Below are 16023 nucleotides of genomic sequence, written 5' to 3' on the forward strand. Positions count from 1 at the left end.
GTGTCACTTACGCTTTGGCAACAGTGTCTTGCCCGTTTGCAGGATGAACTACCTGCCACAGAATTCAGCATGTGGATACGTCCATTGCAGGCCGAATTGAACGACAACACGCTGGCCCTGTACGCACCAAATCGCTTCGTGCTCGACTGGGTTAGGGATAAATACCTCAATAACATCAATGGCCTGCTCAACGACTTCTGCGGCAGCGACGTTCCCCTGCTGCGTTTTGAAGTGGGTAGCAAGCCCGTGACGCGCCAGATTAGCCAGCCGGTGATGGCCAGCGCCCATGCCAGCGCGCCGGTGAACCACGGCACCCGCCCGGCTCCTTCACGGCCAAGCTGGGACAGCATGCCTGCCCCGGCGGAGCTGTCATACCGCTCAAACGTGAATACCAAACATAATTTCGATAACTTCGTTGAGGGTAAGTCGAACCAGCTGGCACGCGCGGCGGCGCGACAGGTGGCGGACAACCCCGGCGGCGCTTATAACCCTCTCTTCCTTTATGGTGGCACGGGCCTGGGTAAAACCCACCTTCTGCACGCCGTGGGGAATGGCATTATGGCGCGTAAGCCGAATGCTAAAGTGGTGTATATGCACTCCGAGCGCTTCGTGCAGGATATGGTTAAGGCGCTGCAAAATAATGCCATTGAAGAGTTTAAGCGCTACTACCGGTCGGTTGATGCGCTGCTTATTGATGACATTCAGTTCTTTGCCAACAAAGAGCGCTCGCAGGAGGAGTTTTTCCACACCTTTAACGCGCTGCTGGAAGGCAATCAGCAGATCATCCTGACCTCGGATCGCTATCCAAAAGAGATCAACGGCGTGGAAGATCGCCTGAAATCGCGCTTTGGCTGGGGGCTGACGGTGGCCATTGAGCCGCCCGAGCTGGAAACCCGCGTCGCGATCCTGATGAAAAAGGCGGATGAAAACGATATTCGCCTGCCGGGCGAAGTGGCCTTCTTTATTGCCAAGCGTTTGCGTTCCAACGTGCGCGAGCTGGAAGGGGCGCTGAACCGGGTGATTGCTAACGCCAACTTCACCGGGCGCGCCATCACCATTGATTTTGTCCGTGAAGCGCTGCGCGATCTTCTGGCGTTGCAGGAAAAGCTGGTTACCATCGATAATATTCAGAAGACGGTAGCCGAGTATTACAAAATCAAAGTGGCTGATTTGCTGTCCAAACGGCGTTCCCGCTCGGTGGCGCGACCGCGTCAGATGGCGATGGCGATGGCTAAAGAGTTGACCAACCACAGTTTGCCGGAGATCGGCGATGCTTTCGGGGGTCGTGACCATACCACGGTACTGCATGCCTGCCGCAAAATTGAGCAGCTGCGTGAAGAGAGTCACGATATTAAAGAAGATTTCTCAAATCTAATCAGAACATTATCTTCCTGACGCTATGAAATTTATTGTAGAACGCGAGCACTTACTCAAGCCCTTACAGCAGGTCAGCAGCCCACTCGGCGGTCGTCCAACGCTACCGATCCTCGGCAACCTGCTTTTACAGGTTAACGAAGGCAGCCTGCTGCTGACCGGGACCGATTTAGAGATGGAAATGGTGGCCCGCGTCGCACTGACGCAGGACCACGAGCCGGGTGCGACTACCGTACCGGCGCGCAAATTTTTTGATATCTGCCGCGGCCTGCCCGAAGGCGCGGAGATCACGGTTATGCTGGATGGGGAAAGAATGCTGATCCGCTCAGGACGCAGCCGCTTCTCACTCTCCACCCTGCCTGCCAGCGACTTCCCGAACCTGGATGACTGGCAGAGCGAGGTTGAGTTCACCCTGCCGCAGGCCACCATGAAGCGTCTGATCGAGGCCACGCAGTTCTCCATGGCGCATCAGGACGTGCGCTATTACCTCAACGGCATGCTGTTTGAAACCGAAGGGGAAGAGCTGCGCACCGTGGCAACCGACGGCCACCGTCTGGCGGTGTGTTCAATGCCGGTCGGGCAGGTGCTGCCCAGTCATTCGGTGATTGTGCCGCGCAAGGGCGTGATTGAGCTGGTGCGCCTGCTGGACGGCGGTGAAACGCCGCTGCGCGTGCAGATTGGCAGCAACAATATTCGCGCACACGTGGGCGATTTCATCTTTACCTCGAAGCTGGTCGATGGCCGTTTCCCTGACTATCGTCGGGTGCTGCCGAAGAATCCGGACAAAACGCTTGATGCGGGCTGCGACCTGTTAAAGCAGGCTTTTTCGCGCGCGGCGATTCTCTCTAACGAGAAGTTTCGCGGCGTTCGTCTCTATATCAGCGAAAATCAGCTTAAGATCACGGCCAATAATCCGGAACAGGAAGAGGCCGAAGAGATGCTGGATGTGACCTACGGCGGCACCGATTTAGAAATCGGTTTTAACGTCAGCTACGTGCTGGATGTCCTGAATGCGCTGAAGTGTGAAAACGTTCGCCTGCTGCTGACGGATTCCGTTTCCAGCGTGCAGATTGAGGATGCGGCCAGTCAGAGCGCGGCCTATGTCGTGATGCCAATGCGGTTGTAGTAGAATATCGGGCTAACGTACTTGCCATTTTAGGGTTGGGCAGTGCTCAAAATCCTCACGTACTTTGTGTACGCTCCGGTTTTTGCGCGCTGGCCGCCCCCAAACTGGCTACGCCGTTGATGCCCTGGCCTGTCATAAAGAAAGGGCAGGATGCTGCTCTATCATCGCCTGTTTTGGAATTCCGTCTGTATGGCTTTAACCCGCCTTCTTATTAAAGACTTTCGCAATATCGAAAACGCGGATCTCGCGCTGGCTCCCGGATTTAATTTTCTGGTGGGGCCAAACGGCAGCGGTAAAACCAGCGTACTGGAAGCGATTTACACCCTGGGTCACGGTCGCGCTTTCCGTAGTTTGCAGGCGGGGCGCGTGATCCGTCACGACCAGGACGCCTTTGTGCTGCACGGGCGTATCGCGGGAATGGAGCGGGAAATCTCCGTTGGCCTGACCAAAAACCGCGCCGGAGACAGCAAGGTGCGCATTGACGGCAGTGATGGCCATAAGGTCGCCGAACTGGCGCAGATGCTGCCTATGCAGCTGATCACACCCGAGGGCTTTACCCTGCTTAACGGCGGCCCTAAATATCGCCGGGCCTATATCGACTGGGGCTGTTTTCACAATGAGCCAGGTTTCTTTACCGCCTGGAGCAACCTCCGACGCCTGATGAAGCAGCGTAACGCCGCGCTTCGGCAGGTGTCGCGCTATCAGCAAATTCGCGCCTGGGATCAGGAACTGGCCCCGCTGGCCGAACAGATCAGCGCCTGGCGCGCGGCCTACAGCGATGCGATAGCGGCCGATATTAACGCCACCTGCGCGCAGTTTTTACCCGAATTCGAGCTGAGCTTCTCATTCCAGCGCGGCTGGGACAAAGAGAGTGATTACGCTGAGCTGCTTGAGCGCCAGTTTGAGCGCGACAGAGCGCTCACCTACACCGCCAGCGGGCCCCATAAAGCCGATTTTCGCATTCGCGCCGATGGCACGCCGGTGGAAGATTTACTGTCACGCGGCCAGTTAAAGCTGCTGATGTGCGCCCTGAGACTGGCGCAGGGTGAGTTTCTCACCCGACAGAACGGGCAACGCTGCCTGTATCTGATAGACGATTTTGCCTCCGAGCTGGATGAAACGCGTCGGCTGCTGCTGGCCTCGCGTTTAAAAGCCACGCATGCCCAGGTTTTTGTCAGCGCCATTGGTGCCGAACACGTGTTCGACATGGCTGACGAAAAGGGCAAGATGTTCCGCGTGGAACAGGGTAAAATAGCGGTTCAACCTGAAGATTAAACGAGCGAGAAACGTTGATGTCGAATTCTTATGACTCCTCAAGTATCAAAGTTCTTAAAGGGCTTGATGCAGTACGCAAACGCCCGGGTATGTATATCGGCGATACGGATGACGGCACCGGTCTGCATCACATGGTATTCGAGGTCGTGGATAACGCCATCGACGAAGCCCTCGCGGGCCACTGTAAAGATATTGTTGTCACCATTCATGCCGATAACTCCGTTTCCGTGCAGGATGATGGCCGTGGGATCCCTACCGGCATTCACGAAGAAGAGGGCGTCTCGGCGGCTGAAGTGATCATGACCGTGCTGCACGCCGGCGGCAAGTTCGATGACAACTCATATAAAGTGTCCGGCGGTTTGCATGGCGTGGGCGTCTCCGTGGTTAACGCCCTGTCTGAAAAGCTGGAATTGACCATTCGTCGTGAAGGCAAAGTTCACCAGCAGGTTTACGTTCACGGTGTGCCGCAGGCGCCACTGAACGTAACGGGTGAGACAGACCTGACCGGAACGCGCGTGCGCTTCTGGCCAAGCCACGACACCTTTACCAACGTTACCCGCTTTGAATTTGAGATCCTGGCAAAGCGCCTGCGCGAGCTCTCCTTCCTGAACTCGGGCGTGTCTATCAGGCTGGAAGACAAGCGTGACGACAAGCAGGATCACTACCACTATGAAGGCGGTATCAAAGCCTTTGTGGAATATCTGAACAAAAACAAAACCCCTATCCATCCGAACGTGTTCTATTTCTCAACGGAAAAAGACGGAATCGGCGTGGAAGTCGCGCTGCAGTGGAACGACGGTTTTCAGGAAAATATCTACTGCTTTACCAACAACATTCCGCAGCGCGACGGCGGTACGCACCTGGTGGGCTTCCGTACCGCCATGACCCGTACGCTGAATGCCTATATGGATAAAGAGGGCTACAGCAAAAAAGCTAAGGTCAGCGCCACCGGTGATGATGCGCGTGAAGGGCTGATTGCCGTGGTATCGGTTAAGGTGCCGGATCCGAAGTTCTCCTCACAGACCAAAGACAAGCTGGTTTCCTCTGAGGTGAAAACGGCGGTCGAACAGCAGATGAACGAACTGCTGGCGGAATACCTGCTGGAAAACCCCTCGGATGCGAAAATCGTCGTGGGTAAAATTATTGATGCCGCGCGCGCGCGCGAGGCCGCGCGTCGCGCGCGTGAGATGACCCGCCGTAAAGGCGCGCTGGACCTGGCTGGTTTGCCGGGCAAGCTGGCTGACTGTCAGGAACGTGACCCCGCGCTGTCTGAAATCTACCTGGTGGAGGGTGACTCCGCAGGCGGTTCTGCCAAACAGGGCCGTAACCGTAAAAATCAGGCTATCCTGCCGCTGAAGGGCAAGATCCTGAACGTCGAAAAAGCGCGCTTCGACAAGATGCTGGCTTCACAGGAAGTGGCGACGCTTATCACCGCGCTCGGCTGTGGCATTGGCCGTGATGAATACAATCCCGACAAACTGCGCTATCACAGCATCATTATCATGACCGATGCGGATGTCGATGGCTCACATATCCGTACGCTATTGCTGACCTTCTTCTACCGTCAGATGCCGGAAATCATTGAGCGCGGTCACGTCTATATTGCTCAGCCGCCGCTGTATAAGGTGAAAAAGGGCAAGCAGGAGCAGTATATAAAAGACGACGACGCGATGGATCAGTACCAGATAGCGATCGCGCTTGACGGTGCCACCCTGCACACCAACGCCAGTGCGCCTGCGCTGGGCGGTGAGCAGCTGGAAAATCTGGTCTTCGAGTTCAAAAGCGCACGTAAGATGATTAAGCGTATGGAGCGACGTTATCCGGTGGCACTGCTGAACGCGCTGATCTACCACCCAACCCTGAGCGACGTCAGCGTGGAAGCGCCGGTGAAGAGCTGGCTGGATGGGCTGGTGGCTTACCTGAACGAGAACGATCAGCACGGTAGCTCTTACCTCGGCCTGGTACGCGAAAACCTTGAGCAGCATACGTTTGAACCGATTCTTCGCGTGCGTACCCACGGCGTGGATACCGATTACCCGCTGGACAATGATTTTGTGGTGGGCGGTGAGTATCGCAAACTCTGCACGCTGGGTGAGAAGCTGCGCGGCCTGATTGAGGAAGACGCCTTTATCGAGCGCGGCGAACGTCGTCTGCCGATCGAAAGCTTCGAGCAGGCGGTAGAATGGCTGGAAAAAGAGTCGCGTCGCGGCCTCTCCGTTCAGCGCTACAAAGGTCTGGGCGAAATGAACCCGGAGCAGCTGTGGGAAACAACCATGGATCCGGAAAGCCGCCGCATGCTGCGCGTAACGGTGCGGGATGCGATTGCTGCCGATCAGCTGTTTACCACGCTGATGGGGGATGCGGTCGAGCCACGTCGCGCCTTTATTGAAGAGAATGCCCTGAAAGCCGCTAATATCGATATCTGATAGTTCTGTGGTGCCCCGGTCTTTGACGCCTGGCCCTTTTGGTCTGGCGTCAAAGACCGCGTTTAATTATTCAAATACCCCGCCAGCGCATACTGATAAAACTCACTGTTATTCTTAATGCCCAACTTACGCATCACCGCGCGTTTATGGGTGCTGATGGTTTTTACGCTCAGCTGAGTCAGCCGCGAAATATCCGTCAGAGACATCCCCTCGCTGGTATACCGCACCACCATCGCCTGCTGTTTGCTGAGCGGCGAACGCAGCTGGCTGCGATGCGATGGATTAGCGTTCATAATCGCCGGATTTCGCCGGGTAAACAGCAGCTGCAAACCTTTAGCCGACTCGCGCTTATGCAGATAAATATGATGCAGCGGGCAGTAGTCGCCATGTTCCTCACGACACTGTTGGGCGAAAAAAATTGTTACATGCCGCAGGATTATCCTGCCGGCCAGGGGGATTGCGCGGGGAAAATGGGTTTCCAGGGCGAGTGATGTCTCATTTACATCGGTGATAATAATGTCGGGGGTGAGGAACGCGTCTTCGGTCTCTGAAAGGATGAAAACCGGACTGGATATCAGATTGTTGGGCCAGGCCTGTGAAACCAGCGCCACGGCCCCGGATATAAAAAAGTGGTCAGTACTGACAATGAGTATATTCATGCATCTTTCCTCCGTGAAAGGGTGTCTCCCTTGTGCCGTTCAACCTGAATGCCCGTCTGGGCGATAACGGCGACAATGCGTTAATGAGAATAACATCATCGGGGAGCGACCTTGTTCCCTGATGTTATTTTCCAGACCCGCAGCAGGTGTAAAGTTGACAGGCGTTGCAAACGTCACCTTCTGCTTAATCTTTATGCAGATTACTTTACGCGTAAAACAGCTATCCGCGCTACATTTTCCGCTTAAGTAATCTCACTTCTGCGAAGTAGTAAATAATCCAGCCTGCCACGCCTCATCCCCCACGGTCCGCATCGGCAAAACCTGACGGCTCAGCCTCACAAAGCATCATCATGCTGGTCATGGTGCGCGTAATCGCGTTAGCATGAGGAAAACCCTTAGCTGACGAGGATGTAATGGCGATAAAACTGATTGCAATTGATATGGATGGCACCCTGCTTACCCCTCAGCATGAGGTCAGTCCGCGCGTCCGGCAGGCGATTGCAGCCGCGCGTGATAAAGGCGTGGCAATCGTGCTGGCTACCGGCCGCCCGTTTGTCGGCGTACAGCAGTATCTGCAAATGCTCGACCTGCAGCATGAAGGGCAGTTTTGTATCACCAATAATGGCGCGCTGGTACAACAGGCTGAAGATGGCGAGTGCGTGGCGGAAGTCGCCCTGACGTTCAGTGACTTTCTCTATTTCGAAAAAATGGCCCGTGAGCTGGGCGTCCATTTCCAGGCACTGACAAAAACCCTGCTGTTCACGCCCAATAAAGATATCAGTCAGTATACCGTCCATGAGTCCTCTGTAACCGGTATCCCGCTGCGCTACCGTGCGGTTGATGAGATGGATGCGAACAGCACCTTTCCAAAAGTGATGATGATCGACGATCCGGATAAGCTGGACGAGGCAATATCGCGTATTCCTCAGGAAGCCCGCGATCGCTACACCATCATGAAAAGCTCGGCTTACTATCTGGAGATTCTGGATAAGCGCGTCAATAAAGGCGCGGGCGTGAAGGCGCTTGCAGACCGCTTAGGTCTGTCAGCTGAGCAGGTAATGGCGATTGGTGACCAGGAAAATGACATTGCCATGCTGGAGTTTGCCGGCACTGGCGTGGCTATGGGTAATGCCATTGAGAGCGTTAAGAAAGTCGCTCAGTTTGTAACGAAAACCAATATCGAAGACGGAGTGGCTCACGCCATTGAGAAATACGTACTGTAGCGCCAGTCGATAATACGGGCAGGTCGGTTCTCCCAGCCTGTCTTTATCGCGCGCAGCCGGGCACAGGGTAAAGCGGGATCCGCCACGCTGACCCTCTGCCCATAGCAAAAGGGCAAAGGGTAGGCATTATGACGGAACATCAGCTGACGTTTGATCAACGAAATCATCATCTCACCAATATCAATAGCTGGACGGCTGACGGCCAGTGGCTGGCTTATGACGTGCGTCCTGACGGTGCCACCTTTACCAGCCTGACTATTGAGCGTGTGAACCTCAGTGGGCAGACCGAGGTGCTTTACCAGGCTACAGAGGGTGCGCACGTTGGCGTGGTCACGGTCAGCCCCGATCTGCCTCCCCGCTACGCCTGTATACATGGGCCTGAGCACCCGGACAGCCAGTGGAAATATGATTTTCATCATCGCCGTGGCGTTATCGTGCAGCATGGCCGGGCGGAAAATCTCGACGCCTGTGATATTACCGCGCCGTTTACGCCCGGCGCCCTGCGCGGCGGGTCGCACGTCCACGTTTTCAGTCCTGACGGTACGCGGCTCAGTTTTACCTACAATGACCATGTTATGCATGAGCTGGACCCTAAAGAGGATTTGCGCAACATCGGCGTGGCGGTGCCTCTGCATGCGGTCTGTCCGCACAAACAACATCCCCGGGAGTATGACGGCAGCCATTTTTGCGTGCTGGTCAGCCAGACCACCTCGTCGCCCCAGCCGGGTAGCGACGAAATAGGTCGCGCCTTTGAGGAGGGCTGGGTAGGCACTGAAGGGTATCTGCGGCATAACGGCCATCGTCAACGCTGGGCGCTGGCGTTTATTGGCGAGACGCGGTCGCAGCAGGGTGAGAAAGTTTGCGAGGTGTTTATCGTCGATTTACCGGAAAAGCTGGCAGATTACGCGCAGCCGGGCGATCGTCCTCTGGAGGGCACCGCGAACCAGCTTCCGGCGCCCTCACGCGGCGTACAGCAGCGCAGGCTGACCTTTACCCACGCCCGCGCGTACCCCGGCGTGGTGACGACGCCGCGTCACTGGCTGCGTTGCTCACCGGATGGGCGGCACATTGCTTTTCTGATGAAAGACGACGGTGGCATTGTTCAGCTGTGGACCGTGTCACCCGTCGGTGGGGAACCGCATCAGATCACCCGCGTCACCCGCGATATTCAGTCGTCTTTTACCTGGCACCCGAATGGCCAGTCGATAGCGTTTATTCAGGACAACAGCGTGATGCTGTGTGAGATACCTAGTGGCAGACTGAAGCGCCTGACCGAACGAACGGCGCAGGCCCCGCTTGCGGACGCGGTTGTCTGTTCACCAGATGGTCAGCACGTGGCGTTCCTGCGCCAGGTTGATGGCTGGCAGCAGATATTTATCACTGAAACAGCCCAGGACTAAGGCGCGGTACCGACGGGCTTCCCGTTGATGGTCAGCGGTGCAGCCCCTGCCAGGCTTTCCTCAGTATGGTTCTGCTGTTCGCTGCGCAATACGCGCTCGCGCGGGGAGTCGCCGGTTCTGTCACTGTCGGAGCGGAAGTAATCCCACGGCAGCAGCAGCGTGTCCAGCACGGCGGTAAAAGGCAGATCGAGAGCCGCCAGCGGGCGCATGACCCAACCGTTGCTGCTATCGGCGACCACCTTTGCACCGGCGCGGGTTCCGGGATAGTAGCCCTGATCGGGCCCGCTATGGGACATTATGCTGGCGCAGCCGGACGTTCCCGCCAGCGAAAGGCAGGCCAGCAGGCCGGCGAAACGACATTTATTTATTGCTATCATATAATCTGAAATATTCCTTTCAGGAATTCTCTTTTCTTTCATGAAATTAGCTGCTTATCCTATATTTCTTAAAATAATCATATCATTCGGTTCGGGCAAATTCCCTACTGACATACGCTTACCGATATGATGCAGAATTGGGATGATTCTGATTACAGTGTATACGCCATGTTCCAATCTTGCATTGGACATGTGTCAAAGAAATGAACCCGTTCACGCAATATTTATGTGCGAACGGAACAATTACCCTCAATAGCGTCGGCGAGTGAATATTATAATAAAACGCTCTCTTGTAAGGTGACGGCGACCGCCTGTCGCCGCTGAACTTTTAGCGTTACCCGTAAGTCCAGTGGGAGCGAAGCTTAAAATGTGACATCTGTCAAGAAAGGCTAATGATTGGTTCATTTACATCTGATTAATTTGAATTTGATCTGATAAAGGAACATTAAACTATGAAATAATTGCCATAACGGTTACCCGCTAATGATTCAGGGAGTAGGACTGTATTTACAGGGATAATGGATAGCGAACGTTTAGAGTCTGCCATTCAGCTGAAGTTCTGACAAATATAGGGTCATTATCCTGAATCAATAATAAACTACGTTTAGATACTTCTGAATATGTAGACGTTAGCAGGTATCGGAAGCTATTGATGTGCCTGAGAAAGCAGTTCACACTTATTTTAGTAAAAAGCCGTTACGGAGGACGAATGCTAATAAAAAATGATAGTTTTCATAAAGCAATATACTCTGAAAACCACAATCACGTGTCAAGAAGATATTCATTTTCCGAAGGGGATCAATGTTCATTCATAAATGAATTAAAGGAGATAAACCACTCAACGTTGAAACTAAGGCGTAGTGAAGGGGTTTATAATCTTGCACTGTCTGATAATAATAATATTGTAAATAACCTGGTCAAGGTTGAATATAAAGACAGTAAAATAGAAAATATAAACGCCAGGGCTTATGTATATGGTGGTGCGGTAAAAACAATCCCCGTTAATAATTTTGGCATGTCTATCGATAATAGTGGTCGCCTGGTTTTGATTAAAGGGAAAAGTTATAATTTCATTACAGGGCTTATAAAAAAGTATACAACAGGCTACAGATATAAGACTTCACAATTGATAAATAGCGAATGTGATATAAAGTTCAAAGATATTTACATAGATGATGATGGTCTTTTAATAGGCACCGAGCTGAGTACAGGGAAAAATTATCTGATAAAAATTTCTATTCCTGAAACCGATGTAAACAGCAAGGGGCAGTACATTAGTATTGATTTCCTGGATTGTCCTTTGGGAAATAAAAACGAAGACCTGACATATAAAATTGATGAGAATCAAAAAGTATCGTACTTTTTAGAAGATAAGAAGTTATACTTACAGGAAATTAAAAAGGATGATTATTCAAAAGATTACTCATTTACGGTTTATGAAATTAAAATCCCATTACGTCCAGGCTATAGTCTCTCAAGCATAAAAAAGTCAATGGGTCTTTTACAGGTAGAGGTCCAAAATAGGAATAAGAGGAGGGTTCTCTTTATCGACCCCCGTAATATATCACATCATACACAGGTCGTTAATAAAATAAGCCATAAACCCCCACAAGATTTTTCATCTCGAATAGGAAACGATCCTCATGAAAAATATCATGCGGGTTTGCCATTCACATCGGATCGTAAAGCTAATTTCAGTAGCAAAAATATTCCTTTATTCTCACCTGTAATCGATAAATTTAGAACCAATGTAAAGAAAGCCAAACAACATTCTGAAGAAGGTGATTATAACAAGGCTATGATAGATGTCGCAAAAGCTCTTGATCCGGGCATAAGCAGTGTTTGCTCTACAGTTTCAGGTCTGGTTAAATCCTCATCCTCAGCAGCTGAGAATGGTACTGATAGCAAAGAAAAATTGTACGACTATAATATAAATAAATTTGTGGGTCATTCTAAACCTTTATCAAAGGTAGTTAATGATGCCTTGGGAATAAAGTCAGCACTAAATCTTTCAGAATCATTAATCAATTTGGTCGATAATATAAAGCCCAGGGATACACTACATCTAACAAGTACTGACAGGATTGCGGCATTCTTTGGCATTGCTTCTGGTGGTTTACCCTTTGCACCGGGCTGGTTCGCTGGTATTGTCGCGGAACTATCAGACAGTCACAACCTAACACTCTCCAAAACGGAAACTGGCAATATCCGGGTATCATTCAACGATCGGCATAAGTTAGCTGGCACTGCTTTGGCAAGTACCGGGCAAGGGCTGGAAAGAACCCTACTGAATGCGGGTGGGGTAGATTACATGACAGTAATGCCCGTTGAAGCAAATGCTATTATTGCCGCACAATGTATTATAGGTAGTGATTTCTCATTTGATATGTCAGAAGAACACTTCAAAGAGTTTGCCACACAATTTTTAGAACCCAAAAGAGACTCTCCGTTTAGAGATACAGTTGTTACTGAAGCTGAGGCCGAAAAAATAAAAGAAAAGGAAGTTTTCATCAGACTCGAAGCCAAAAGTGAACTAAGAGCACAAGTCGGGAGTATGGTTAATTCCAGTACTTACATGGTCATGCCCAGAACGGCTGTCGGGGCGCGTCTGGCATTAGATTTATTAAAGATAAAAAGCAATGAGTCAGAAAAGTCCGGTAAGAAGGATAATATTTTCTATCCCGGTAAGAGTAAGTTTAAAATTACAGCCCTCGACTATGAAGCTGCCTTATTCGCTGAGTGGAAGATAATGCCGATTGCTATGCATGGTGGAGGTGAGGATATACTCTGGTGCTACCCCTTCCCTTTACTGGAAGAAGGTAAGGTACTGACTCAAAAGACTAATGAAAAACCATTAATCCTCTTTGAAAAAGAAGTAAACGATAAGCAATCGACAATGCCCTATAATAACTTCTCTACAGTAAACAGTATTGATATTGTCAGGAATACACCAGTTTTTATTACTATCAGTGATAAAAAAGGGATGAAGGCAGGGCTAAAGCTTAAAGAAGTAGCCAGGGAGGATAAATATATATGGTTTGTTAATGATAATCTTCGTGAATTAAGAAAGTCTTTAATTAACAAACAAAGGGATAGTGAGAATAAATCCAGTTCTATCAACGTAATTTCTCATTATGAAATCATTTCAAGCCCAATTATTCCTTCGAAAAGGGTAATGGACAACCCGTTATCAACATCTAATAATTCTGAAGCCAAATCATACAGGTTAAAGAAACTGGAATTCCGCAGGAACAGTTCATTGCAACATAAAGATGCTACAGTTCCAATGCCAATTCTAAACTTATCAAGCGTTCACAGCATTAATTACGATCAGTTTTTGGGTGAAATGGAATTTCATTACAACAGTGGGAGTGATTTATCGCCGGCGAATATAAAAAGTAAGCTGACTATGTTGTATTGATATAGCTATTGCAGTATTGCCAGCCAGGCACCATCTTGCATTGGACATGTGTCAAAGACATGAACCCGTTCACGCAATATTTATGTGTGAACGGAACAATTACCCTCAGTCGCGGCAGGGATAAAGATTATGATGGCATACTGTTCTAAAGTTTGACGGCGGACCACTGGCGCAGGGTTAAAAAAATCGCATATTTGCCCCTTGAAAGCCGCCAGGCCGTCACCATTTTATTAGCAGGGTCACAAAAGCGAACGCCGACAGGGTTCCGCAATTGCGACCGGCGGCCTGTCCATTATGGAAGGTCAGAAACAGTATCTCGCTGACTATCAGGAGTTATCACCATGCGTAATTTCGACCTTGCCCCACTTTATCGTTCATCCATTGGTTTTGATCGTCTGATTAACCTGCTCGAATCCAATCAGGGCCAGAGCAACGGGGGTTACCCACCCTACAATGTTGAGCTGGTGGCAGAGAATCAGTACCGTATCACCATTGCCGTCGCGGGCTTCGCCCAGAGTGAACTGGATATAACCGCCCACGATAATTTACTGACCGTGCGCGGGGCGCATCCCGAAGAGCAGCAGGAGCGTACCTACCTCTATCAGGGCATTGCAGAGCGTAATTTCGAGCGCAAGTTTCAGCTGGCCGAGCACGTAAATGTGCGCGATGCCCGACTGGAAAACGGCCTGCTCTATATTGACCTGGAGCGCATCGTTCCTGAAGCGAATAAACCACGCCGTATAGAGATCGTTAAATAACACGCTGCCTGAAAGGCAGGCTGCTGGAGCAAAATGATATCCACCCCGGACGCTTTCTTTAGCGGACAGAGCCTGAGCCCGTCATCCCGACGGGCTCAGGCAGTTTGATTCAGCCCTGATGTGCCCGTTCAACTTCCTCAGCCAGTATCGCAATGCCCCTCTCAATGGTTTCGCTATCCGGTACGTAATTCATGCGCATACACTGATGCGTGTGCGGCCATGCCTGATCCAGGCCGGGAAAGAAGAAGTGCCCCGGCACCATCAGTACGCCGCGCTTTTTCAGGCGCTGATAGAGGATCTCTGTAGAGATGGGCAAATCTTTAAACCACAGCCAGAGAAAAATCGCCCCTTCGGGTTTATGGATCAGGCAGCGATCTTCCGACAGGTAGCGGCGAATAATGGTAATGGTTTGATTAACGCGCTCCAGGTAGAAGGGTTTAATCACGGTTTCCGACAGGCGTAGCAGATCGCCACGTTCGATCATCTCATGGGCGATGGCCGGGCCGATACTGCCGGGCGCCAGGCTGATAATGCCATTCATGTTACCAATCGCGGAAATCACCTTCTCGTCGGCAATAATAATGCCGCATCGCGCCCCCGGGAGGCCCAGCTTGGAGAGGCTCATGCACAGGATGATATTGGGATTCCACAAAGGACGCGCGTCGCTAAAGATAATGCCGGGGAATGGAACGCCGTAGGCGTTATCGATCAGCAGAGGGATATCATGCTGCTGCGCCAGCGCATCGAGCTTTATTAGCTCGTCATCGGTGATAACGTTGCCGGTCGGATTGGTTGGACGGGAGACGCAGATAAGGCCGGTATCGTCGGTGATATGCAGGTTTTCAAAATCGACGTGATACTTGAACTGCCCGTGCGGCAGCATTTCTATATCAGGACGGGTAGAAACGAATAGCTCCTCATCCAGCCCGGCATCGGCATAACCCAGATATTCCGGCGCCAGCGGAAACAGAACGCGTTTTTTACTGCCGTCGGCGCAGCGTCCGGCATAAAGGTTAAACAGATAAAAAAAGGCGCTCTGGCTGCCATTGGTCAGGGCGATATTCTCCGGGCCAATCTGCCAGCCCAGCTCATCACGCAGCAGCGCGGAGAGCGACGCCAGCAGGGTACTTTTACCACGCGGGCCGTCATAGTTACACAGCGCCCCGGACAGGGTTCCCTCGTCATGCATCTGCTGTAACAGCTGCTGGAAGTATTCATCCATTGCCGGAATATGTGCCGGATTCCCCCCGCCAAGCATGACGGCACCTGGCGTACGCAGGCCTTCACCCATATCTTCCATCAGGCGGGCAATGCCTGAATGGCGCGTAAATTTGTCCCCGAAAGCGGAAAAGCGCATAGCCTGTTAATCACTTGTTATATTCAAACAGACAACCACCTTAACGCTCCCGTCGGAGTGATGCAATCTTCACCGTCAGCGCCTGATGAAGTGCATTTTTCTGAGCGTGCACTGGCGCAAAATAAGAGGCAATATTTTCCGCTGGACAGGGTGCATTATGCTGCCCGCGTAAAAAACTATTTTTGCTGGAAACCGATGGTAATTTTCAAAATGTACCTCAGTGGCAGCAATTACCATATACAAAGCAGAAACATTATAACCATGGTTATAATTAATCAACTCATTAAAAACCCGCCTTTTTACCTCAATGAATGTTAAACGAACCGGGGTTAATGGTTAATTCATTCGCAGAGCCTGACTTTATAAATAGGCATGCTATAACATTTTCCGAAAACCCAGCCACCACCCTAACTGTCTGTTTTTTATTTATTATGACGGGCACAATGGCAAAGCAATAAATTATAATAATAACGCACGTTCTTATTTGAATTAATATCCGCTTTAGTAATTAAATAAACCGCCAGCGGTTTTTATATTTACATCATTAACCACTAAGTCAAATTACAGAATATCATAGCGCCTGGAACTTGATATTTAGTTGATGGGGCTGTAATTATTCGTTTTACG

General features: G+C 51.1%; 12 protein-coding genes. 9 read left to right on the forward strand and 3 right to left on the reverse strand.

Going from position 1 to position 16023, the window contains the following annotated elements; genetic code table 11:
- The 4 genes from dnaA to gyrB all read left to right on the forward strand — a co-directional run bounded on the left by dnaA (nucleotide 1) and on the right by gyrB (nucleotide 6201).
- On the forward strand, nucleotides 1–1395 hold the full coding sequence (gene dnaA, locus AC4PCC_RS00005; RefSeq protein ID WP_067700541.1) for a chromosomal replication initiator protein DnaA: 1395 nt from the start codon (nucleotides 1–3) through the stop codon (nucleotides 1393–1395).
- 4 nt (nucleotides 1396–1399) lie between these two features.
- A complete protein-coding gene (dnaN, locus tag AC4PCC_RS00010; RefSeq protein WP_492125973.1) occupies nucleotides 1400–2500 on the forward strand; it encodes a DNA polymerase III subunit beta in 1101 nt (366 codons plus the stop codon).
- 189 nt (nucleotides 2501–2689) lie between these two features.
- Nucleotides 2690–3775 (forward strand): DNA replication/repair protein RecF, encoded by a 1086-nt coding sequence (gene recF, locus AC4PCC_RS00015; RefSeq protein ID WP_067700735.1) that lies wholly within the window; start codon nucleotides 2690–2692, stop codon nucleotides 3773–3775.
- A 17-nt stretch (nucleotides 3776–3792) separates the two neighbouring features.
- The gene (gyrB, locus tag AC4PCC_RS00020; RefSeq protein ID WP_492125974.1) at nucleotides 3793–6201 is read left to right on the forward strand and encodes a DNA topoisomerase (ATP-hydrolyzing) subunit B; all 2409 of its coding nucleotides are present in this window, start codon (nucleotides 3793–3795) and stop codon (nucleotides 6199–6201) included.
- A gap of 62 nt (nucleotides 6202–6263) precedes the next feature.
- On the opposite strand, the gene AC4PCC_RS00025 is transcribed toward gyrB, so the two are convergent.
- Nucleotides 6264–6860, reverse strand: coding sequence for a helix-turn-helix transcriptional regulator (locus tag AC4PCC_RS00025; RefSeq protein ID WP_492125975.1), 597 nt, complete (start codon nucleotides 6858–6860; stop codon nucleotides 6264–6266).
- A 413-nt stretch (nucleotides 6861–7273) separates the two neighbouring features.
- Between AC4PCC_RS00025 and yidA the strand changes: the two genes are divergently transcribed.
- The gene (yidA, locus tag AC4PCC_RS00030; protein WP_492125976.1) at nucleotides 7274–8083 is read left to right on the forward strand and encodes a sugar-phosphatase; all 810 of its coding nucleotides are present in this window, start codon (nucleotides 7274–7276) and stop codon (nucleotides 8081–8083) included.
- Nucleotides 8084–8211: 128 nt separating this feature from the next.
- A complete protein-coding gene (locus AC4PCC_RS00035) occupies nucleotides 8212–9483 on the forward strand; it encodes a YidR family protein (RefSeq protein WP_492125977.1) in 1272 nt (423 codons plus the stop codon).
- Here the strand turns inward: AC4PCC_RS00035 and AC4PCC_RS00040 are convergent.
- Complete coding sequence (locus AC4PCC_RS00040) at nucleotides 9480–9860, reverse strand: YceK/YidQ family lipoprotein (protein ID WP_492125978.1); 381 nt, start codon at nucleotides 9858–9860, stop codon at nucleotides 9480–9482. The two genes, AC4PCC_RS00035 and AC4PCC_RS00040, sit on opposite strands and share 4 nt — an antisense overlap.
- A 709-nt stretch (nucleotides 9861–10569) precedes the next feature.
- On the opposite strand from AC4PCC_RS00040, the gene AC4PCC_RS00045 reads away from it, so the two are divergent.
- Nucleotides 10570–13281 (forward strand): hypothetical protein, encoded by a 2712-nt coding sequence (locus AC4PCC_RS00045; RefSeq protein ID WP_492125979.1) that lies wholly within the window; start codon nucleotides 10570–10572, stop codon nucleotides 13279–13281.
- A 341-nt stretch (nucleotides 13282–13622) separates the two neighbouring features.
- The gene (ibpA, locus tag AC4PCC_RS00050) at nucleotides 13623–14039 is read left to right on the forward strand and encodes a small heat shock chaperone IbpA (RefSeq protein WP_067700519.1); all 417 of its coding nucleotides are present in this window, start codon (nucleotides 13623–13625) and stop codon (nucleotides 14037–14039) included.
- Between the two features lie 109 nt (nucleotides 14040–14148).
- Here ibpA and AC4PCC_RS00055 read toward each other — a convergent pair whose 3' ends face one another.
- A complete protein-coding gene (locus AC4PCC_RS00055) occupies nucleotides 14149–15396 on the reverse strand; it encodes a valine--pyruvate transaminase (protein WP_492125980.1) in 1248 nt (415 codons plus the stop codon).
- Between AC4PCC_RS00055 and AC4PCC_RS00060 the strand changes: the two genes are divergently transcribed.
- Nucleotides 15358–15714, forward strand: coding sequence for a hypothetical protein (locus AC4PCC_RS00060; protein ID WP_492127612.1), 357 nt, complete (start codon nucleotides 15358–15360; stop codon nucleotides 15712–15714). The two genes, AC4PCC_RS00055 and AC4PCC_RS00060, sit on opposite strands and share 39 nt — an antisense overlap.
- Nucleotides 15715–16023: the final 309 nt, after the last annotated feature.

The sequence above is a fragment of the Erwinia sp. L03-1 genome, assembly GCF_058686115.1.